17 protein-coding genes and 1 pseudogene are annotated in these 21,052 nt (G+C 62.7%); 12 read left to right on the top strand and 6 right to left on the bottom strand.

What is annotated here, in order from left to right; all coding sequences use genetic code 11:
- Positions 1-5: 5 nt before the first annotated feature.
- The gene (locus tag AB4Z38_RS09500) at positions 6-3,698 is read right to left on the bottom strand and encodes a TM0106 family RecB-like putative nuclease (RefSeq protein ID WP_441429474.1); all 3,693 of its coding nucleotides are present in this window, start codon (positions 3,696-3,698) and stop codon (positions 6-8) included.
- 165 nt (positions 3,699-3,863) lie between these two features.
- Between AB4Z38_RS09500 and chvE the strand changes: the two genes are divergently transcribed.
- The 6 genes and pseudogenes from chvE (at position 3,864) to AB4Z38_RS09470 (ending at position 10,506) form a co-directional block, all read left to right on the top strand.
- Positions 3,864-4,979 (top strand): multiple monosaccharide ABC transporter substrate-binding protein, encoded by a 1,116-nt coding sequence (chvE, locus tag AB4Z38_RS09495; protein WP_441429473.1) that lies wholly within the window; start codon positions 3,864-3,866, stop codon positions 4,977-4,979.
- A 91-nt stretch (positions 4,980-5,070) separates the two neighbouring features.
- On the top strand, positions 5,071-6,603 hold the full coding sequence (gene mmsA, locus AB4Z38_RS09490; protein WP_441429472.1) for a multiple monosaccharide ABC transporter ATP-binding protein: 1,533 nt from the start codon (positions 5,071-5,073) through the stop codon (positions 6,601-6,603).
- Positions 6,603-7,868 carry a multiple monosaccharide ABC transporter permease gene (mmsB, locus tag AB4Z38_RS09485; protein WP_059388110.1) on the top strand — a complete coding sequence of 422 codons (1,266 nt, stop codon included), beginning with the start codon at positions 6,603-6,605 and terminating at the stop codon, positions 7,866-7,868. The genes mmsA and mmsB overlap by 1 nt, the downstream gene beginning before the upstream one ends.
- A gap of 302 nt (positions 7,869-8,170) precedes the next feature.
- A pseudogene (locus AB4Z38_RS09480) lies at positions 8,171-9,435 on the top strand (IS110 family transposase).
- A 42-nt stretch (positions 9,436-9,477) separates the two neighbouring features.
- Complete coding sequence (locus tag AB4Z38_RS09475; RefSeq protein WP_441429471.1) at positions 9,478-9,936, top strand: nucleoside deaminase; 459 nt, start codon at positions 9,478-9,480, stop codon at positions 9,934-9,936.
- Between the two features lie 132 nt (positions 9,937-10,068).
- Positions 10,069-10,506, top strand: a complete 438-nt coding sequence (locus AB4Z38_RS09470; protein ID WP_441429470.1) for a CBS domain-containing protein — start codon at positions 10,069-10,071, stop codon at positions 10,504-10,506.
- Between the two features lie 78 nt (positions 10,507-10,584).
- Here the strand turns inward: AB4Z38_RS09470 and AB4Z38_RS09465 are convergent, their stop codons facing one another.
- Positions 10,585-10,881, bottom strand: a complete 297-nt coding sequence (locus tag AB4Z38_RS09465; protein WP_269998052.1) for a hypothetical protein — start codon at positions 10,879-10,881, stop codon at positions 10,585-10,587.
- Positions 10,882-10,979: 98 nt separating this feature from the next.
- On the opposite strand from AB4Z38_RS09465, the gene AB4Z38_RS09460 reads away from it, so the two are divergent.
- From AB4Z38_RS09460 to AB4Z38_RS09450, 3 genes are all read left to right on the top strand, one after another.
- A complete protein-coding gene (locus tag AB4Z38_RS09460; RefSeq protein ID WP_441429469.1) occupies positions 10,980-13,457 on the top strand; it encodes a Tex family protein in 2,478 nt (825 codons plus the stop codon).
- 344 nt (positions 13,458-13,801) lie between these two features.
- Entirely contained in the window at positions 13,802-15,121 is a 1,320-nt protein-coding gene (locus AB4Z38_RS09455; protein WP_441429468.1) for a sensor domain-containing phosphodiesterase, read from the top strand.
- A gap of 468 nt (positions 15,122-15,589) precedes the next feature.
- Positions 15,590-15,763 carry a hypothetical protein gene (locus AB4Z38_RS09450; protein WP_441429467.1) on the top strand — a complete coding sequence of 58 codons (174 nt, stop codon included), beginning with the start codon at positions 15,590-15,592 and terminating at the stop codon, positions 15,761-15,763.
- An 87-nt stretch (positions 15,764-15,850) separates the two neighbouring features.
- On the opposite strand, the gene AB4Z38_RS09445 is transcribed toward AB4Z38_RS09450, so the two are convergent.
- Positions 15,851-16,756, bottom strand: coding sequence for an MSMEG_6728 family protein (locus AB4Z38_RS09445; protein WP_441429466.1), 906 nt, complete (start codon positions 16,754-16,756; stop codon positions 15,851-15,853).
- A 133-nt stretch (positions 16,757-16,889) separates the two neighbouring features.
- On the opposite strand from AB4Z38_RS09445, the gene AB4Z38_RS09440 reads away from it, so the two are divergent.
- Positions 16,890-17,915: an adenosine deaminase gene (locus AB4Z38_RS09440; protein WP_441429465.1), complete on the top strand. Its 1,026-nt coding sequence runs from the start codon at positions 16,890-16,892 to the stop codon at positions 17,913-17,915.
- A gap of 45 nt (positions 17,916-17,960) precedes the next feature.
- Here the strand turns inward: AB4Z38_RS09440 and AB4Z38_RS09435 are convergent, their stop codons facing one another.
- Positions 17,961-18,383, bottom strand: coding sequence for a YybH family protein (locus tag AB4Z38_RS09435; RefSeq protein WP_441429464.1), 423 nt, complete (start codon positions 18,381-18,383; stop codon positions 17,961-17,963).
- A 239-nt stretch (positions 18,384-18,622) separates the two neighbouring features.
- Here AB4Z38_RS09435 and AB4Z38_RS09430 point away from each other — a divergent pair, with 239 nt between their 5' ends.
- Entirely contained in the window at positions 18,623-19,459 is an 837-nt protein-coding gene (locus tag AB4Z38_RS09430; protein WP_441429463.1) for a pullulanase X25 domain-containing protein, read from the top strand.
- 116 nt (positions 19,460-19,575) lie between these two features.
- The gene (locus AB4Z38_RS09425) at positions 19,576-19,929 is read left to right on the top strand and encodes a GNAT family N-acetyltransferase (protein ID WP_441429462.1); all 354 of its coding nucleotides are present in this window, start codon (positions 19,576-19,578) and stop codon (positions 19,927-19,929) included.
- Between the two features lie 28 nt (positions 19,930-19,957).
- Here the strand turns inward: AB4Z38_RS09425 and AB4Z38_RS09420 are convergent, their stop codons facing one another.
- Both AB4Z38_RS09420 and AB4Z38_RS09415 read right to left on the bottom strand, forming a co-directional pair.
- Positions 19,958-20,713 carry an ArsR/SmtB family transcription factor gene (locus AB4Z38_RS09420; protein WP_284981318.1) on the bottom strand — a complete coding sequence of 252 codons (756 nt, stop codon included), beginning with the start codon at positions 20,711-20,713 and terminating at the stop codon, positions 19,958-19,960.
- A 66-nt stretch (positions 20,714-20,779) separates the two neighbouring features.
- On the bottom strand, positions 20,780-21,052 hold a 273-nt coding region (locus tag AB4Z38_RS09415; RefSeq protein WP_441429461.1), incomplete at its 5' end, for an HNH endonuclease.

Raw genomic sequence — 21,052 nt, 5'->3', positions numbered from 1 at the left:
AGACCTCATAGCGACAACAAATGCGAGTCAGTTGGGTTGCCACGCTGGCACAGTCCCACAAAACCGCCCAGGTGCTCCAGCCCTTCCGGGTGGGTTGGCAGGTAGTTGCTCAGCTCCGGTGAGCGCACGACGACGGCCCGCCACTGACCGCGCGACACCGCCACATTGATCCGGTTGCGCGAGAGCAGGAACTCCATGCCGCGCGGTACCTCGGCGGCAGCGGACGCAGCCATGGACACGATCACCACGGGGGCTTCCTGGCCCTGGAACTTGTCCACGGTCCCGACCCGCACACCGCGAAGTCCGGCCGCTCTCAGTTCGTGCTGGATGAGCTGGACCTGGGCGTTATAGGCAGCCACCACGAGGATGTCCTTTTCAGCCAGCGGCCGCTCCTCGGGTGATTCCCGCGGGTCCAGCCAATCCAGGCCAAGGTGCGCCCTGACTTGGCGGACTACCTCGGCAGCCTCTTCCGGAGACTGGGTGGAATTTCCGCTGTGCGGGACGTAGACGCACTCGACGCCGGCCGGAACTCCGGAAAGCCGCCGCCTGGAGGCAGCTGGTGCTGAATGCAGCCGGCCGTCATAAGACAGCTCAGATACCGCAGCGCACAGATCCGGGTGCATACGCCACGATGTCGCCAGGAAGTATCCGAGCTCCGCGGGCAGCGTGTGCATGCCGTGGGCAAGCCAACCGAGTGCGGACTCATCGACCGGTTCGGGGTGTTTGCCCTGGGTGACTTGGGGGAGTTGCTGCGGGTCGCCGAGGAGCAGGAGTCTCTTCGTTGCCCGGCTCACGGCGAGGGTGTTGGCGAGCGAGAACTGGCCGGCTTCGTCGATCACCAGTAAGTCCAGGGATCCCGGAGGAACGGTCCGGCCTGTCATGGTCCACGCGGTGCCGCCGATCAGGCAGCCTCCGGGCGAGGCCAGCAGCCGCTCAATGTCGTCCTTGGCCTGCTTGTCCCATGGGACGGGGTCGTCGTGTTTCATTTCCTTGGCGATGAACGCGGGGTCCACCCCTGCCCGTACTGCGGCGTGCAGCATGTTCTCCACGACGGCATGGGACTGTGCAACAACCCCTACCTTCCACCCCGCACGCACCAGCCGCGCGACAACGTGCGAGCCAACGTAAGTCTTGCCCGTTCCGGGCGGGCCCTGCACGGCAAGGTACGACTGGTCCAGATCCGATACGGCGGCGGTTATGGCATCCACGTATGCATCGTCGCCGGATCCGACGACGGGCAGTTCCGGAAGCGTGGCCAGCCTCGGGGCGATCCGGCGCAACAGGTCCAAGGCCGGATCCTTTGGCCATGACGGCAGGCTGGAACGAACCTTGATGGCCAGTTCGCCCAAGGCCTTCCGCTGCCCGTCCGTGTTGACTGGAGCATCGGGCGTCAAAGCCATGGGAAGCTGCGCGTATTCGTCGGCGCCCTTGGGCAGTCGCTCCGAAATGGTCACGACATCCGAGGCGCCGTCGTCGGGCCCCGAAAGCGTGCCGCCGTCATCAAGGTCGTCGGGATCGCCAATCTCGATCACCTCCGTGCCGGAAATTCCCGATCTGCCGAGAGCGCTTTCGTTCTTGCCGAGGAAGGCCTCGGGGAGTGGCGGCTCGTACATCCGGAAGTACTTCTTGCCGGGCGCGAAACCGGAGCCGTCGGCGGCGCGTCCGAGCAGCCGTACCTTTCGTGCCGGATTGCTGCGCGGAGTTGGCTTGGCCCAGTCTTCCAGCACTTCGCCGCTTTCCACGATGAAGCAGTCCCTGGTGTCTTCCCATTCGGAGACTGGCCGGTCCAGGCGGTCGAAGTGTCCCCACCAGAATTGCTTGTCCTCACGCCGGTGAAAGCCGACGGCGGCCGCCACCATGGCCACCGCCCGGTTGTCGTCGGAGCGGAGGGAATCGTCCGGCAATTCCGCAAGGTAGTCGAGGAGGGCTGTTTCCTCGGGCGCGGCCTCGTACTTGTCGGGCTCGGTCTCCGCGGGTAGCTCGGGTCCCGATGCGGCCGGAAGACCGGGTTCGATGGAGCGTTCCGAGGCCAGACCCAGAAGCCAATTCCGGAGTTCGAGAGTGGAGAGGCAGTCGTATTCGTTGTAGTCGGAGATCCCCGCGAGGATCGTTGCTGCTTCATCGTCGCGGTTCGCATCCCGGGCCGTGCAGTAGTCGGCGTAGGCAACCACGGAGGCTCCGGCGTCGGTCACGTCTCCGGAACGCAAGTGTTCGCCCATATACAAGGGCTCGAGTTTCTTGATGCTGTAGGAGTCCTCAGAGATGCGGATGCTGTGCCGCACGGTGTCGTAGAGGTCCACCAGCACGCCTTCGCGGAGAAGGTTGTCCACGGCGGCTTCGCCCACGGTGTGGATGACCGACAGGTTCCGCAGCGCGGTTTTCTCGTAGGCGGCGTAGTGGTAGATCCGCATGTCCGGATACTTCATGCGGCGTTCTTCCACGTAGTCAAGAAAGTCGACGAACGCCTGCCGTTCCTCAGCCCGGGAATGTGCCCAGAAGGGCTTGAACACCGGAGATTCGCCCGGCTCCGTCGGATTTTCGATGACCCCGAACAAGTACTCCAGTCCCCAGCGGCCGGTGACGGGGTCTTGCCACAGGGGGTCTCCCTCGAAGTCGAAGAAAATGTCTCCTGCGTCGGGCCGGGGGAGCCGGGCCAAGGAGTTTGACCCCAGGACGGAATAGCTGATGCTTTTCGCGGTGCCGGTCTTGTCGGTGTAATTGACGGTGCCATCGGGTGTGGCTGTTCCGGTTTGCAGTCGGGCTTGTTCCTGCAGGCGCCGTGTGGCGGAATCCGCGGCGTCGGGCATCTCAGCAAGGGCGTCGATGGTGAGGATGCCGCTTTCCATGAGCTTCTTGCGCCGGGTGATTCTCATCCCCGCCACCATCAGCAGATCCCGGTGGAGGCGCACTTGTTCTTTGCAGTAGTCGCAACGACCGCACGCGGTGACTCCGCGAGCGCTCCATTGGATAGGCTCCAGCCGCGATCGGTGCGCGTCCGTCAAGGCGAGGAAGCGGTCCCGGCGTTCACGGAACACCGGCAGGACATCGGCGAGCCGGTGGTTGCTGTGCACGTAGTCGAAGCCGCTACGGCCGTCCGGCCCAATAGCATTCGGCCCAGCAGCGTCCCGCTGGATCGTGGCTCCAAGGACAAGGGTCAGATCCGGGGCCGGAGTGATTCCCGCCTTGAGTAGCTGCTCGCCGTAAGCAGCCAGTTGCAGGAGCGCCGTGACCTTGGCATGGCGGGCGAGCTTGGTGTCGTACACCGCGTAGCTCCCATCCGGCTGCTTGACGAGGAAATCGGACCGGCCGTGAAACTGGCCGTCGAAGAATGCGGCCTGGAAGACCACATCCGCGCCGGATCGCAACGCCTCGATGGATTCCGCATGCTTGGCTTTCAGGGTGGCGCGGTCCATCGCATCGGCGGGAACGACGTCGAACACGCCCGTGCGCGCCAGCGGATCCCAGGTGCCGAACTCGGCCACGAAACGGTCCAGCACCCTGTGCTCGTGAATGTCGCCGAGCGCGGCGGTCCGTTCCAGCATTTCGTCGACGTCGAATGCCGGCTTCTGCGACAGGCCCAGCTTCTCATCCAATTTGCGCAGCAACTGGTACTCGCACGTGGAGGCGGTCACGAGGTCGCTGGCGGAAAACACCAAGTCCTGCTCGTGCCCTGAAACTTCTGAATCGAGAAAAAACACCCTGCCCCCAGACCGTTGAGCTGATGAAGCCAAGCTATCAGTGCGGTCCGACAGTAAGTGGTTGCCCAACTGGCCTTGTTAGCGCTAACATGTGACGCAGGTCAACCGGGGGTGATCTTCGGGGTTTTCTCGACAACGACGTCAACTGCAATCGAAGGACTGAAAGTGAAACTACGGAAGCTTATTGTCGGCGCTGTCGCCGTCAGTATGGCCCTCAGCGTTGCCGCCTGTGGCAGCCGCGGCGCTAGTGCCCAAAGCAGCGGAGCGGACAACAGCGGATCCTTGGTGGGCATTGCGATGCCGACAAAGACCTCCGAACGTTGGATCAAGGACGGTGATGCCATCAAGGCTTCGCTGGAAAAGATGGGCTACAAGACGGACCTTGAGTACGGCGACGACAAGATTCCACAGCAGGTTCAGCAGATCAGCAACATGATCACCAAGGGCGCCAAGGTGCTGATCATCGCTGCGATCGACGGAACGGCGCTCAGCGACCAGTTGGACAACGCGGCCAAGGCCGGCATCAAGGTGGTCGCGTACGATCGCCTGATCAACGGCAACAAGAACGTTGACTACTACACGACATTCGACAACAAGAAGGTCGGGGTCCAGCAGGCCACCTCGCTGCTGGCCGGGCTGGGGATCCTCGATAAGGACGGCAAGGAAACCGGGAAGAAGGGCCCATTCAATGTGGAGCTTTTCGCAGGCAGCCCTGACGACAACAATGCGACCTTTTTCTACAACGGCGCCATGGAGACATTGAAGAAGTACATTGACGACGGCACCCTTGTGGTCAAGAGCGGCCAGACAGGCTTTACTCAGATCGCCACGCTGCGTTGGGATCCGGCGACGGCCCAGAAGCGCATGCAGAACCTGATCGCCAGCACCTACTCCGGCGGCGCCAAGGTGCAGGGAATCCTCTCTCCCTATGACGGTCTCTCGATCGGCATCATCTCAGCACTGACTGCTTCGGGCTATTCACCCTCGGCATTGCCGGTCATCACAGGCCAGGACGCGGAGGCCGCCTCGGTGAAGTCGATCATCGCCGGCCAGCAATACTCGACGATCTTCAAGGACACCCGCGACCTTGGAAAGCAGGCCGTCACCATGGCCGATGACCTGCTCAAGGGCAAGACTCCCGAGGCCAATGACACCAAGAGCTACGACAACAAGGCCAAGATCGTACCGACCTATCTGCTACAGCCAGTGGTCGTCACGAAGGAGAACTATCAGAACGTCCTTGTCGACAGTGGCTACTACAAAGAGTCGGACCTGAAGTAGTCCAGCCCTGAACCGTGGTGGTGGCGGGCTCCTTCCGCCACCACCACACCTTTGAGATCCACAGCGTGAAACGCGAAAGCTAGGACTTGACGTGACGACGAATATTCTCGAGATGCGCGGCATCACCAAGACATTCCCGGGGGTCAAGGCCCTCCAGGATGTTTCCCTTGAGGTCCAGCGGGGCCATGTACACGCGATTTGCGGTGAAAACGGGGCCGGCAAATCAACGCTGATGAAGGTACTTTCCGGTGTCTACCCGGCCGGGACCTACGAAGGCGAAATCCATTTCGAAAACGAGCTTTGCGAATTCAAAGATATCAAAGGCTCCGAGGCCGCAGGCATCGTGATCATCCATCAGGAGCTTGCCCTGAGCCCCTATCTTTCCATCGCCGAGAACATCTTCCTTGGCAACGAACAGGCCAGGAACGGCTTCGTGGACTGGAACAAGACAAACCTCGAGGCCTCAAAACTGCTCGCGCGCGTGGGCCTCAACGACAACCCGATCACCAAGATCACGGATCTAGGCGTGGGCAAGCAGCAGCTGGTCGAAATCGCCAAAGCACTTTCCAAGCGGGTGAAGCTCCTCATCCTTGACGAGCCGACCGCAGCACTGAACGACGAGGACTCGGCACACTTGCTGCGCCTGATCAAGCACTTGCAGGCCCAAGGCATCACCTCGATCATCATCAGCCACAAACTCAACGAGATCAAAGCCATTGCGGATAAGGTGACCATTATCCGCGATGGCCGGACCATCGAGACTCTTGACATGCACAGCGATGACATCTCGGAGGAGCGCATCATCAAGGGAATGGTGGGCCGGGACCTCGACCACCGCTATCCCGAACACGAGCCATCCATCGGGGAGGAAATCCTACGGGTCGAGGACTGGACCGTGCACCACCCGGTGGACCAGAGCCGGCAGGTGGTTAAGAACGCGAGCTTCAACGTTCGCGCCGGCGAGATAGTCGGCATCGCTGGACTGATGGGCGCCGGACGAACGGAGCTCGCGATGAGTATCTTCGGCCACAGCTACGGGGCGAAGATCAGCGGCCACGTCTACAAAAACGGCCAAGAGATAAAAACCAACACCGTGGCCGCCGCGATTAAGCACGGCATCGCGTATGCCACCGAGGACCGCAAGCACTATGGACTGAACCTGCTTGACAACGTCATGCGTAATGTCTCCGGCGCCGCCCTGGACAAGCTCTCTCGTTGGGGCTGGGTAGACAGCAACAAGGAGAACCTGGTCGCCGAAGGCTACCGACGCAGCATGAAAATCAAGGCAGCTACGGTCGCCGCAGTCACCGGAAAACTCTCCGGCGGCAACCAGCAAAAGGTCGTCCTGTCGAAATGGATGTTCGCCAACCCAGATGTACTGATCCTGGACGAGCCCACCCGAGGAATCGACGTCGGCGCCAAATACGAGATCTATACGATCATCAACCAGCTGGCAGACGAGGGTAAGGGCATCGTTGTCATCTCCTCCGAGCTGCCCGAACTGCTGGGCATCTGCGACCGGATCTACACCCTCTCGGAGGGCCGGATCACCGCCAACATTCCACGGGAAAAGGCCACCGCCGAGTACCTGATGCAATACATGACCCTAGAAAAGGAAGCCTGATGTTTGCGCTTCGCTCCGCATTGCACTACCTGGCCGGCCAGTTGCGCCAAGTCGGCCTGTTCATCGCCCTGATTGTGATCATCCTGTTCTTCCAGGTCAGCACCAACGGCATCACGCTGGCTCCGATCAACGTCTCGAACCTGATCGTGCAGAACAGCTACATCCTCATTCTCGCCATTGGCATGGTGATGGTTATCATCGCCGGACACATCGACCTCTCCGTCGGGTCCGTGGTCGCCTTCGTCGGAGCAATGTCAGGTGTCATGATTACCCAGTGGGGCGTGCCTTGGTGGCTCGCCATTATCCTTTGCCTAGCGATCGGCGCCCTCGTTGGCATGTGGCAGGGCTTCTGGATCGCCTACTTCGGCATACCGGCCTTCATCGTCACCCTCGCCGGTATGCTCACCTTCCGCGGGCTAACTCAGATCGCCTTGCAGAACCAGCAGATTTCCCCTTTCCCGGACGAGTTTCGATCCTTGGGCAGCGGTTTCCTTCCTGACCTAGGGGGCGGCACCTCCGCCCTTGAGCCACTCACAATGATCATCGGCATCGTCGCAACCATTGCTCTGGTTGTGCAGGACCTGCGCCAACGGGCGGCGCGCCGCAAGCACAACCTCGAGGACGAGCCGTTCGCCTGGTTTGTGTGCAAGATGGTCTTCACCGCGTTGCTGATCCTGCTCATCACCTACCTGCTCGCAGGCTACCGCGGAACTCCGATCGTGCTTATCGTGCTCGGCCTGCTCACCGTCGCCTATTCAGCCGTGATGGCCAACTCGGTCTGGGGCCGCCACATCTACGCGATCGGCGGCAACCGATTCGCAGCAGAACTCTCGGGTGTCAAGGTCAAACGGGTCACATTCACCCTGTTCGTGAACATGGGTGTTCTGGCCGCCTTGGCCGGCCTGGTCTTTACCGCGCAGCTGAACCTGGCCAATCCCAAGGCCGGGGACGGCTTCGAACTTGATGCGATCGCTGCGGTCTTCATCGGAGGCGCTGCCGTCACCGGCGGCATTGGAACGGTAATGGGCGCCCTAATCGGCGGCTTGATCATCGGCATCCTCAACAACGGCATGTCCATTCTTGGCGTCGGAACCGAATACCAGCAGCTGATCAAGGGCCTGGTACTTTTGGCGGCCGTCGCTTTCGATGTCTTCAACAAGCGGCGCGCGGGCGGGTCGAACGGGAGCGGCCGCCAACGGAGGAAGACCACCCCCCGAAGCGCCCCCAGCGAGGCAAAGACCAGGACACCGGTCGCAAGCGCCTAAGCGAGGATGGGCAAAAAGCGCAGGTCCCGGCCCAACAGCCGGGGGCCTGCGCTTTTCAGCGCTACGCTGGGGTCAACACGGCAGGCCACGTCCCACTCGCAAAGCCCACCCGTTCCCCCCCCGTTACCTTTTTCGTAGCCCCAGTCCTGTTGCAGGATGAGGGTGTGCTGGCCTGCTGGCCCCGGCATGATTGCCGCCCCCAGTCGTCAATGATCCGGGGGGTGTTGTCACCGGGGTCCGGTAGGTGCCGGAGAGACCGCTAATAGAGGCAGGACAGTTTGGGATCGTCGTGCGTAACGTGGATGCCGGGCTCTGACACCGCGGACAGTCCAGCACAGGTATCAGCTGCTGCGACTGGGAGGTACAGATGATCGGAAACCACGAAAGTATTGATGTCTTCATTGGCCTGGACGTTGGCAAGGGCGAACACCACGCCGTTGCCGTGGACCGGGCGGGGAAGAAGCTCTTCGACAAGGCTTTGCCCAACGACGAGCTCAGGCTGCGCGAGATCCTTGACTCTTTGAATAAACACGGCAGCATCCTGCTCGTGGTTGACCAGCCCGCCACGATCGGTGCACTCCCCGTCGCGGTTGCCCAGGCCGCCGGTGTCACCGTCGGATACCTGCCCGGTCTGGCGATGCGCCGGATCGCGGACCTGCACCCCGGGGAATCGAAAACCGATGCCCGGGACGCGTTCATCATCGCCGAAGCGGCCCGGACCATGCCGCATACGCTGCGCTCTATCCAGATCGCCGACGAACAGCTCGCCGAACTGACCATGCTCTGCGGCTTCGACGACGACCTGGCCAAACAGGCCACCGCGACGTCGAACCGGATCCGGGGGCTGCTGACGCAGATCCACCCGGCACTGGAGCGTGTCCTTGGCCCGCGGCTGGACCACCCGGCCGTGTTGGATCTGCTGCGGACCTGGCCGACCCCCGAAGCGCTCCGCCACGCCGGCCGGCGCAGGATCGGGAAAAGGTTGATAAGGCTCGCGCCCAGGATGGGTGAACGCCTTGCAGGCGAGATCATCGATGCGCTGGACCAGCAAACAGTGACCGTGGTCGGAACGAACGCCGCGACGATCGTTCTACCCCAGCTCGCCCGGATGCTCGCAGACATCCGCGAATCGCGGGACACCGTCTTCACTCAGGTCGAAGCCCTCGTGGAGGCCCACCCTCTTCACCCGGTCCTGACGTCGCTTCCGGCGGTCGGCGTCAGGACCGCAGCACGGATCCTCACCGAGATCGTCGGCAAAGACTTCGCCTCCGCAGGACACCTGGCCTCCTATGCGGGCCTGGCACCGGTAACCTGGCGATCCGGGTCATCCATCCGCGGCGACCACCCATCCCGGAAAGGAAACAAAATCCTCAAAAGAGCCCTGTTCCTCTCCGCGTTCGCCGCACTGAAGGACCCGTTGTCGAGGGCGTATTACGACCGAAAACGGGCCGAAGGCAAACGCCACAACCAAGCCCTCATCGCCCTCGCCCGCCGCCGCTGCGACACCCTCTACGCCATGCTCAGAGACGGCACCTTCTACGAACCACGAACACCCTCAGTGACTTGACGAAAACCATAGAGGCACCCCCCCCCGGAAAGCAGGCTCCGAATGACCCAGTCTGACGCCTCAACCTCCCAAGACGCCGCCTTCGAAGCCGCGTACCGGGCAGCCCAAAAGAGCCTTCACGAAGGCGGCATTCCCATCGGCGCAGCGCTCGCCCGTGGTGGCGTGGTGATCGCGAGCGGGCACAACGAGCGCGTCCAGAACGGCGATCCCATCGCGCACGGGGAAATGTCGGCTCTCCGCGCAGCCGGCCGGCAGAAGAGCTACCGGGACACCACCCTTTACACGACCCTTGCACCGTGCGCCATGTGCACGGGCACCATCATCCAGTTCAAAATCCCTCGCGTGGTGGTGGGGGAAGCCCTCACGTTCGGCGGCGAATTCGAGCTGCTGCGGTCCCGGGGCGTCGAGGTTGTGGTCCTCGACGACCAGCGCTGCGTGGACATGATGCGTACGTTCCAGGAAGAGAATCCGGAACTGTGGGCCGAGGACATCGCCGAGTAATCCGGCGGAGCAACGAGTAATCCAGCGGGAGCACACAGCATCTGGCCACAGCCAGACCCCAAGCGTAGGCTGACAGCATCGGCGTCGGTGCCGGGGGGTCCGCGTCGATACCCAATCGATCAAGGAGGACTCATGAGTGTTGTGCGCGAATTCATGACCACCAACGCCCAGTGCGTCAAGGAAGACCAGTCGCTGCGTGACGCGGCTGTCCTGATGCGCGATCTGGACGTCGGTTCCCTGCCGATCTGCGGCAGCGATGGAAGGCTCAAAGGATTCATCACCGACCGCGACATTGTGGTCAGATGCGTTGCTGAGGGATTGGATGCTGACCGGCTGACCGCGGCAGATCTCGCCCAAGGCACGCCGATCTGGATCGATGCCGATGCCAGCGTCGACGCCGCCATCGACCTGATGGAAAAGCACCAGATCCGGCGCCTTCCGGTCATCACCGACCACAAGTTGGTGGGCATCATCAGCCAGGGCGACATCGCCCGCAACTACACCGAGGAGCGCGTAGGCGAATTGGTGGAGCACATCTCCGCCAGGACCCCCATGGCGCAACTGGGCTAACCGCAACTTCCGCACCCATCAAGCGTCACGGCCCTCGGGCCGTGGCGCTTCCGTATGTGGGTCAAGAAGTAGCAGAAGCTAGAGAAACGCTTCCCGCCCGGTGCCTTCCCGCATCACCAGTTCCCCGTCCTCGATGGAAACCAGCAGGCTCTTTGCTTTTCCATGCAGTTTCTTGCTTGCGCTCAACTGACGGCTCGTGACCTCGACGCCCACGGTGGATCCCTTCGCGGGCAACTCCACGGAGATCTCCGCCGCCATTCCTAGCATCTCCCTGGTCGATACGTCGCGCTCGTGGTGGGCCTCTTTGTGGTTGACGGTGACTTCTACGTCATCTGCGTCAAAGCCGTCCTGCAGGATGATGAGCAGTTCTTGCATGATGCGCCTCTTCCTTGAGTAGCATTCCTGACCGGATCAACGGCGGCTCTTTCCACTACAGCACTCCGCGCCGTCTTTAGGTAGGGCAAAATGTCAGGGTGACCCATCTTCCCCAGCCCCAGTCAGCACAGCCCCAGTCCGCAGACGCCGCCATCCACGCCCTGATCGCCCAAGAACTCGGTGTGAAGTCCTGGCAGGTCAAGGCCGCGGTTGACTTGCTCGACGCCGGATCCACCGTCCCGTTTATCGCCCGGTACCGCAAGGAAGTCACCGGGACGCTCGATGACACCCAGTTGCGCGAGCTCGAGGAACGGCTCCGATACCTGCGGGACCTGGAGGACCGCCGTCGAACGGTCCTTGAAGCGATTGCCGCGCAAGGCAAGCTGACTCCGGAACTGGAGGCCGCCGTCGTCGGGGCCGATACCAAGTCCCGGCTGGAAGACATCTACCTGCCCTTCAAATCCAAGCGCCGCACCAAAGCGCAGATCGCCCGCGAGGCCGGCCTCGAACCGCTCGCCGATGCGCTGCTCGCGAACCCGCAGCTCGAACCCGAGCGCGAGGCCGCCAAGTACTTGAACGCCGAGCACTCCATCGACGACGCCTCCGCGGCGCTCGCCGGCGCCCGCTCGATCCTCGTGGAGCGGGTATCCCAGGACCCCGATCTTGCCGAGACGCTGCGCGAGCGGTTGTGGACGCAGGGGCGGATGGTTTCGCGCGTGAAGAAGGGCCAGGAAACCGAGGGGCAGAAGTTCAAGGACTACTTCGAGTTCTCCCAGGTGCCGTCCGGCATGCCCGGCCACCGCGTGCTCGCGCTCTTGCGCGGCGAGAACGACGGGGTCCTTGAGTTGGATCTCGCCGAGGCAGAACCAGCCGACGACGACGCCCTGGCCGCCGCGCGCGGCCGGTACGAGAACGCCGTGGGCAAGTGCCTCGGGGTCGCCGAACGGGGCCGGCCCGCCGATTCGTGGCTCGTCCAGACCGCGCAGATCGCCTGGCGCTCGCGCATTCTGGACCGGCTGAGCAACGACTTGCGCGGCCGCATGTTCGCCCAGGCCGAGGACGAAGCCGTCCGGGTCTTCGCGGCCAACCTTCGCGACGTGCTCCTCGCCGCCCCCGCCGGAAACCGTGCCACCCTGGGCTTGGACCCGGGACTGCGCACGGGCGTTAAGGTGGCCGTCGTCGATGGCACAGGCAAAGTCGTGGCCACCGATACCGTCTATCCGCACGCCCCGGCCAAGAAGTGGGACGAGGCCTTGGTGACCTTGGAGCGCTTGGCGCGGCAGCACGCCGTCGAGCTCGTGGCGATCGGCAACGGTACGGCGTCGCGCGAAACGGACAAGCTCGCCGCGCAGCTCACCAAGTCGCTGGCAGCATCCGGCGGTCCCACGTTGCAGAAACTCGTGGTGTCGGAGGCCGGTGCGTCCGTGTACTCAGCGTCTGCGCTCGCGGCCGCGGAACTGCCGGGCATGGACGTGTCCTTGCGCGGGGCAGTGTCCATCGCTCGGCGTTTGCAGGATCCGCTGGCCGAATTGGTGAAGATCGAGCCGAAGTCGATCGGTGTGGGGCAGTACCAGCACGATGTCACGGCTGCGAAGCTGGACCGTTCGCTGGACGCCGTCGTCGAGGACTGCGTGAATGCGGTGGGTGTGGACGTGAACACGGCCTCGCCCGCGCTGCTTGCGCGGGTGGCCGGCGTCGGGCCGCTCCTGAGCGAGAACATTGTGGCGTACCGCAATGAGAACGGCCCGTTCGCCAAGCGTGCCGACCTCAAGAGGGTGCCTCGGCTGGGTGCGAAGGCGTTTGAGCAGTGCGCGGGCTTCCTGCGCATCACCGGGGGAGCGGAACCGCTCGACGCGTCCAGCGTCCACCCCGAAGCGTATTCGGTGGCTCGGAAGATCGTCGCCGCCGCGAGTGGAGCTGCCGTGTCTTCGCTGGATCCTCAGGCCTTCGTGGACGGGACGTTTGGCCTGCCCACCGTGCGCGACATCATGTCCGAGCTCGAAAAGCCGGGCCGCGACCCCCGTCCGGCATTCGCCGCGGCGACGTTCTCCGAAGGCATCGAGAAGATCTCCGACCTCAAGCCCGGCATGATCCTGGAAGGCACCGTCACCAATGTGGCGGCGTTCGGGGCTTTCGTTGATGTCGGAGTGCATCAGGATGGCCTGGTCCACGTGTCCGCGCTTGCCAACAAGTTCGTGTCCGATCCCCGCGAGATCGTGAAATCCGGACAGGTCGTGCGTGTGAAGGTCCTGGAGGCGGATCCGGAGCGGAAGCGGATTTCGCTCACCCTCAGGCTCGACGACGAGCCAGGCACCGCGGGCGGGTCCGGTTCGCGTGGCGGCGGGCGTGACCGCGGCTCACGAGGCGGTGAGCTTGAGCGCGGCGAGCGGCGCAGCGGGGGCGAGCGAGGCGATCGGCGACCGGCGGCGCAGGTTGGACAGGCCACGTCAGGTCGGAACGCCGTTCCGGCCAGGGGCGCGCCCGGGCGTACAGCGGTTCCCGCAAAGGCTGCTCCTCAGGCGCCGGTCAACACGGCCATGGCGGAAGCGCTGCGCCGCGCTGGACTGGGGAAGTAGCCGCGCTCTCTTTTGCCGATACCTGTTAGCCACTCGTGGGTGGGGGCCGACAGCTGCGTTCTGGAACGCAGCGAAGGGCCCACACCCGGGATTTCGAGCAGAGCGCTTCGGGGAAGTACTGCTGATTCTCGAAGTATGAGTGGCAGTATGTACTAAGCATCCGTTGTTCGTGTGCCAGGGGGACACGTGATCCGAATCCGCAAGCCGAAAAAGAACTGTCAATCGCTGCCGGGTACCTGCTGATGCGGAGTGTCCGACGTCGGGAGAACACACCTCGTGAGCCGGATACGGGTGCCACGCAAAAGCTGCTCGGCCGCCTGCCTATTTTACGGTCCAAGCCGGCCATGCCCGGATGGTGGCTGCTGGCCATCATCGTCATGGAGTTAGGTGTTGCCGTGGCGGCCGGCCTTCCTTTCATTATTGGCGAGGATCCTTGGGACGATTTTGGGTGGCCTGTTTGGATTCCGGACGTTGTGGTGTTGCTCGTCGTTCCAGTCGTGGTTTTCGGGGCAGTTTCTTTGGTACGGCAACAGCTCCGGGAACGGGCTGAGGCGTCCCAAGCCACTCGCCTGATGGATACGGTTCTAACCACCAGCCGGGAGTGGTTGTGGGCAATAGGACCCGACGGGCGCTTCACCTTCTCCAGCCCGGCGGGCGTGGAATTGACCGGGTACGAGCCTTCCGAACTGTTGGGTAGGCATTTCAGCCTGATTATCGCTCCTGATGATCTGGCCGACGCCCTGCAATTCAGGACTTCGAGCCAGGACGAAGCTGCCGGTTGGGCCGGACTTCGGGCCGTGTGCCGCCACAAGGACGGCAACAAGGTCCTGGTCGAAGTTTCAGGAAGGGCGCTTCGCGACGCCGCCGGCCGACCCAACGGTTTCGAAGGAACCAGCAGGGCCCTCGATCCCCGGACACCGGACTCGCTGGCTACCGGCGAGATCAGGAGCCGGATCGAAGCGACGCTCGCCGGCCGTTCCTTGTTGACTGCCTTCCAACCGATCCGCTCCTTGGAAACAGGCTCAATCATCGGGGCTGAAGCGTTGACCCGGTTCCCGGGCTCTCCGAGCATTTCCCCTGAGATGTGGTTTGCTGAGGCTAGTGCCGTCGGACTGGATGTTGAGCTTGAGATTCTTGCCCTCGAGACCGCACTCGCGGCTGCGAAGGGGCTGCCGCCCACGCTGTCGGTTTCTGTGAATCTCTCACCCCGGGCATGCCTTGACGAGAGACTCCCCGAAATTCTCGCGGACTCCGGAATATCGAGGGCACGGATAGTGCTTGAGGTGACAGAACACCACCATGTTGTTGACTACGGCCCCCTCGCAGCGGCACTTGCACCTTTGCGCTGCCGCGGCTTGAGGATCGCCGTTGATGACGCAGGTGCCGGCTTTGCGTCCATGCGCCACGTCCTGCTTCTCAAGCCCGATGTGATCAAACTGGACAGGGAGATCATCGCCGGCATCGACACGGACCCGGGCCAGCGGGCCTTGGGGGCGGCTATGGTCGGCTTCGCGAAGGAGATCGGGGCCGATCTGGTAGCTGAAGGGATCGAAACCGAAGCCGAGTTAAGCGCGGTAGTCGAGCTCGGCATGACGGCCGGGCAGGGCTATCTGCTCGGGCGGCCGTCGGTGCGGACGGATGACTGGGTACAGTGGGTGCAGTAATTTCCCCTCTATTGGTGTGGGAAAGCGCTTGCGACACGGCGAGTCACCTCCTTTGGGGGCTTCGTAGCCTGAAAGATGGGGAGAATGCCCCGGACCGGCTCCCGGCGGCGGGCACCCATTCCGGCCTATGCCCCAGAGGCAGCAGCCCTTGAACGACGACGGCGGCGCTCCGGTTCCTCAATTCGGCAATATCAGCACCTAGTCGCAACTTTCCTCTAACAAATGCAACTTACGATGGTCACTCACTTGCTACAACTCAAAGGGGAGAGAACATGGGCATTGGGAAGAAAATGCAAAGCGTCATTGCGGTTGTGGTGACAGCGCGGGGCGACTCTCCCGGTGGACACTTCCTGGCAAACAAAAAGGCACCCGGCGGCGCCATTGTCCCTATGTCGACGGGACGATATGACTACTACTGCACGGGTGTCCTTTTCGCGGCAGGAGGGGTGGTCATTTCTTGTGGATAAGGTGAAAACAACGCCTTGGTCGGCCATCATCACGACCCAGTTGGCTGCCGCGCTCGGGCTGCTGGCGTTGCTCGTTCGATTCGACGCCCGCTGGTATGACTACACTTGGGTCGTTGCCCTTGTGGCCTACGAGATCTTGGTTATGCGGGCGCTCGTCCGTCGGCAGAACAAGTAGCCGCAGCCGCACTTAAACGACGGCGGCGCCCGGGTTCCTTTCGTCTGGAACCCGAGCGCCGCCGTCGTTCGCGTCTAACTCGACCCGCTAAGGGGCCGGGATCGGGAAGAACGCCCGCGGATCCTGCAACAAGGCCGGATAGTCGAAGTCCGTGCGGTCGATGATCTTGGTGACCTCGAAGTTGCGGCCGAAACGGCCGTCTTCCAGGGTGATCGGCCGGCCGAGGATCTTGCCCAAGGCAAACTTGGCGCCACCCTCGACGGGGACAAGGACAGGCGTGTTGCCGGGGAGCGTCCGAAACGCCTCGTCCTGGCGCTGGCGGTTGCGGGTGGGCTTCTTCACCAGCTGCTTCGGGGCCTTGCGGGCGGTCTTGCCCGGGCGGCGTGACGTTTCCGAAGCGTAGACGAATTGGTAGCCGTCGCCGTCGCTGTTGGCGGCCTTGGCTTTCCCCGCTGCCGGCATCCCCACCTTGTCGATCTTCTCGGGTTCGACGTCGCCCACCGGGGCGCGAAGGACCCAGATGAAGTCGTCGTAGGGGTCTTCGGGAATGAACTCGTGGCTTGGCTCAGGCCAAAGGTACTCCAAGTCATTCGGAGTGTCAGGGAAGAGCTCGGCGTAGAAGCGGGGCTCCTTCTGGAGCAGCTTGGATCGGTGGCTTAGGTGGAAATCGGCGTCGCCCAGCCACGGCGGCATCGGAATCCTGGAGACATAGTCCGGGTGGGCTGCCTGGGGTGCGAACTCGGTGATGCTGGCGCGGGTGTTGTCCGGGTTACCGCGGGCGACCCATTCGTCCACCATGGCCAAGCCGTAGAGAGTAAGGGCGGGAACGTAGCCCATCCACATGCGGATAGCGGGGTGGGAGGGCCGGCCGAACTCGGGGATCACGAGTGCGCGAAGGATCTGCAGTGCTTCGACACGCTGCTTGCCAAGCCTTGCGGTGTCCAAGACGGCAGCACTTTGCTTGAAATCGGGGAACGGGAGGAAGGTCTGCATCCTTTCAGTTTGGGGGCCGAAGGGCGCAGATCCAAGTTGACGCGGTGTGGTCTTCCCCTCGCTTGTGTTATCGGGGGCCTGATGATCGCCGTTGAACGCCCGGCGGGTTCAGTATTCGTCCTACTCTTGTCGGGTGGAAACTTTTGGCGAATCGACGACGACGGCGGCACCCCCGGTTGCCGAACTGCACCTACACATCGAGGGGACGCTTCAGCCCGAGCTGATTTTCGCGCTCGCGGAACGGAACGGGATTGAGCTTCCGTACGCGAATTTGGACGAGCTGCGCGCACGGTACGAGTTCACCGATCTGCAGTCATTCCTGGATCTCTACTACGCCAACATGACCGTGTTGCGCACCGAGCAGGATTTTGCGGACATGACCAGGGCTTATTTGGCACGTGCCGCGGCCGGTGGCGTGCGGCACGTCGAGATCATGATGGATCCGCAGGCGCACATCTCGCGCGGGGTGGCCCTGGAGACGTGCGTGAACGGCGTGGCGTCCGCACTCGCGACGTCGGTGGAGGAGTTCGGCGTCTCGACGCTCCTGATTGCCGCGTTCCTGAGGGACATGTCCGAGGAATCTGCGCTGGAGGTTTTGGACCAGCTTCTTGCCGTGAAGGCGCCGATTGCTGGGATCGGCCTGGACTCGGCCGAGGTGGGCAATCCGCCGTCGAAGTTCGAGCGACTGTACCGCCGCGCGGCGGAGGCCGGACTGCGGCGGATCGCGCACGCGGGCGAGGAAGGCCCTGCTTCCTATATTTACGAGGCGCTCGATCTGCTTGGCGCGGAGAGGGTCGATCACGGAATCCGATGCATGGAAGATGCGGCCCTGGTGGAACGGTTGGTGGCCGAGCAGGTTCCGCTGACAGTGTGCCCGCTGTCCAACGTCCGGCTGCGCGCTGTGGATACCCTGGCCGATCACCCTCTGCCCGCGATGTTGGCTGCCGGGCTGAATGTCAGCGTGAACTCGGACGATCCCGCGTACTTTGGCGGCTACGTGGACGACAACTTCGCGCAGCTGGTCGCCGTTCACGGGTTGTCTGTTGCGGATCGGGCCCGACTGGCCGCGAACTCGGTGCGTTCATCGTTCGCGGACGAGGCTCGGAAGGCTGAACTGTTGGCTGAGGTTTCCGAATGGGAGAAGGCTTCCGTCAGTTAATCAGTCCTGGGCACAGCGTGAAAACGGGCGCTGTGAATCCCGGTGTTATTTTCGCAGCACGGCGTCCGGCGGCTGCGGCGTGGTGATCGGGTCTGCGTGGCGATGCACGAGCACCCAAGTGTCGCCTTCAGGGCGGTAAATGCTCGTTACCCGCAGATCAAAGAGCGATATTTCGTCTCCTCCTCCGACCTTTGCCTGCCAGTGTTCTATGTCCAGGAAGCCGGCAAGGTCTGAAGTGACGTGCTTTGTGAGCGAATCAACAGAGGTGACCTGTCCATCTTTGAACCGTGCCGCAGCTGAATCGAGGGCCACTGATACTCGCTCCCAGCCGACGGCCGGAGGGCCCCAAGGGTTCGCAAGAGACACCTCCCCGCTGTGGGAAAAAATTGCCTTGGCAGGTTCCGGGTTGCCTTTAGCAAACTGGCTTAGCGCTTGATAAAACTGGTCAACGACCTCGTCAAGCTTCATTGATCCCACCTTCTGACTCATTGAGGCATCTGGAGCAGTACGCGAATCCTAGCGTTCAGGGGCTATCGAGACTACCCCAACCGCGAGCTACCGACCGGTATCCGAGACCCCTCCATCACTTGCCAACCGTTTGGGCGTAATAGTGGGACACGACACACGGTGTTTACCCAGAATAGTCGCCAGAGTTTACAGAACATTGGCAGACTGCTGAAGGAATGTTCGCCGTTGAAGGAGACCCAGTGGCCAAGTCCACCGTCGAAAAAAGCAGTGCCCGCCTCAAGACCGTCCTGGACGTCTTGGCTGAGGGAACGTGGTCCGAGAAGTCGTTGAATGCCGGCGAGATCCTGGCAGAGGCGATTGTCCGTGTCCCGCTGGATGAGCGCGAAAGTGAGCTGCTCAGTGGAGGCATTCCACGCGGTCACAAGAGCCTGACGACCGAGACGGCGAAGCTGGTCAAGGCCGGCTGGCTGGTCAAGGGCCGTTCGGGCTGGACGATCACCGACGACGGGCTTCGTGCCACGGTCGCTTTCGCCAAGCCGGATGAGTTCGTCACGGCGCTGGCCGAGGGCACCCCCGTCCCGGAAGATACCCCGCTTCCGACGGCCCCCGTCAAGAAGGCTGCTGCCAGGAAGCCCGCAGCAAAGAAGGCTCCCGTGGTAGAGAAGGCGCCTGCGGCCAAAGCCGCCGCCAAAGCCCCCGAGGCTAAGGCACCGGCCGCCAAGGCAGCGCCTAAGAAAGCTGCAGCACCCAAAGCGACTGCCGCCGTCGAGAAGCTCGAGCAGCCGTCCGCCGTCGCGATCGCCGGTGACTTCAACACGATTCTCGGCGCGCCGGAGGACTGGGCTCCGCAGTACGACGAGGTGCAGATGAAGTTCAATTCCCGTCGTAAGGTGTGGACCCTCGCGGCCACGCTGCCTGCCGGTTTCTACACCTACAAGATCGCGCTCAACCGCTCGTGGGACGAGAACTACGGCGCGTTCGGTGCGCGCGATGGCGCCAACCACGAGCTGAAGCACGACGGCGGCAAGATCACCTTCACGTACGACCACGCCACGCGCGACATCGTCACTGCTTAAGCGGTAACCCCCAGGTTTTCTCCAAGTCCAAATTTGGGCTTGGAGAAAACCTGGGAACAAAGCGCACCGGCTCCGAGGTTAGGGTAGGTCAACAGGACCTAACCGAGGAGCTAGCGATGACCGATCCCACTTTCCGCCACAACGTTGACCGCGAGCGCTTTGAAGTGCTCGCTGATGGCCACGTGATCGGGAAGGCCGCGTACAAAGGGTACGACGACGGCGGGTCCCCCCAGCGGATTTTCTACCACACCGTGATCAACGAGGAGTTCGGCGGACAAGGGCTGGCGGGCAGGCTCGCCGAAGTGGCCTTGAATGATACTGTGAGCGAGGGGCTCGGGATCGTGCCTGTGTGCCCTTTCATCAAGAAGTTTCTCACCAAGCACCCCGAATATGCGGCGAACGCGACTGCCCCGACACTGGCTCACTTGGATTACCTCAACGCAGCCCTCGCTCCGGCCGCCAGGGCCTGAAAACGGCGGGTCGCGCCGCCGTCGACCCTCACAAATACATCAATGAACCCGGGGTCGTGAGTACCTCGCCGGTCTCCAGCCAGGTCTTCAGGCCGGAGAGGATCATCGGCCAACCGCCGTAGATCTGGTCGTTGCCGCCTTCGCGCAAGTCGCTGTGGGTGACGGTCAGGTGGCAGGAGTCGCCGACGGGTTCGATCTCCCAGGTGACGCGTGAGGTGCCCTCTGCTTTGACGTCCTCGCCCCAAAGGGCGCGCATGGTCTGGACGAGCCGGCGCGGGGGGTCGACCTCCACGTTTTCGCCTTCGCCGAGGACCATTCCGTTGGCCTTGGGGTTGTGCATCTCGTAGTGCCCACCCGGTGTCCAGTCGGCGGTGTGGGTGTTGCCGAACTGGTACTTGCTGCGGGTGTCGCTGTCCGTGATGGCTTCCCAAAGCCGTTCCGGAGTGGTCTTGATGTAGATTTCGAAGATCTTTTCCACGGGACTTTCCAATCTGGTTTTGAGGTCGCTCAACGCAGCGGCCCATGGTTCTGCATATTTGCTCACCCAGCGGTCGTGGACGAGCCTGATGGGTACCGGATTCAGGTAGTGGAGCTTTTCGCGACCACGACGGCGGGTCACAACCAGCCCGGCTTCCTCAAGGATCTTGAGGTGCTTCATGATCCCGAAACGGGTCATGTCGAACCGTGCTTCAAGCGCGCTCAGCGTCTGCCCGTCCTCGCGGAAGAGCTCGTCGAGCAGATCCCTGCGGGTGGGGTCGGAGAGTGCCTTGAAGACGGCGTCCATGGATTCAGAATAGGTGACCATTTGGTCACATGTCAACGGATTCGGGTGGGTTCATCCCGGGCGGGTTTATGTTCTGGTGGGTCTGAAGTGGTGGTTGCGTCGGGGTGTTTGGCGGGGATCGACGTGGGGTGGGGGTTTGAACCATGCCACGCCGTTGTCCGTGGTGATGGTCCATTGTTCTTTGTGGATCACGTGGTGGTGGTGGCTGCACAGCAAGGTGCCTTGCTCGGTTCCGGTGGTGCCGCCGTTGGACCAGTAGGTGATGTGGTGGGCTTCGCACCAGGGTGCGGGGATGGTGCAGTCGGGGAAGGCGCAGCCTTGGTCGCGGGCGATGATGGC

It is taken from the genome of Arthrobacter sp. 2RAF6 (assembly GCF_052115205.1).
GTDB lineage: Bacteria > Actinomycetota > Actinomycetes > Actinomycetales > Micrococcaceae > Arthrobacter.
This window is presented reverse-complemented; position numbering and strand designations above follow the sequence as displayed.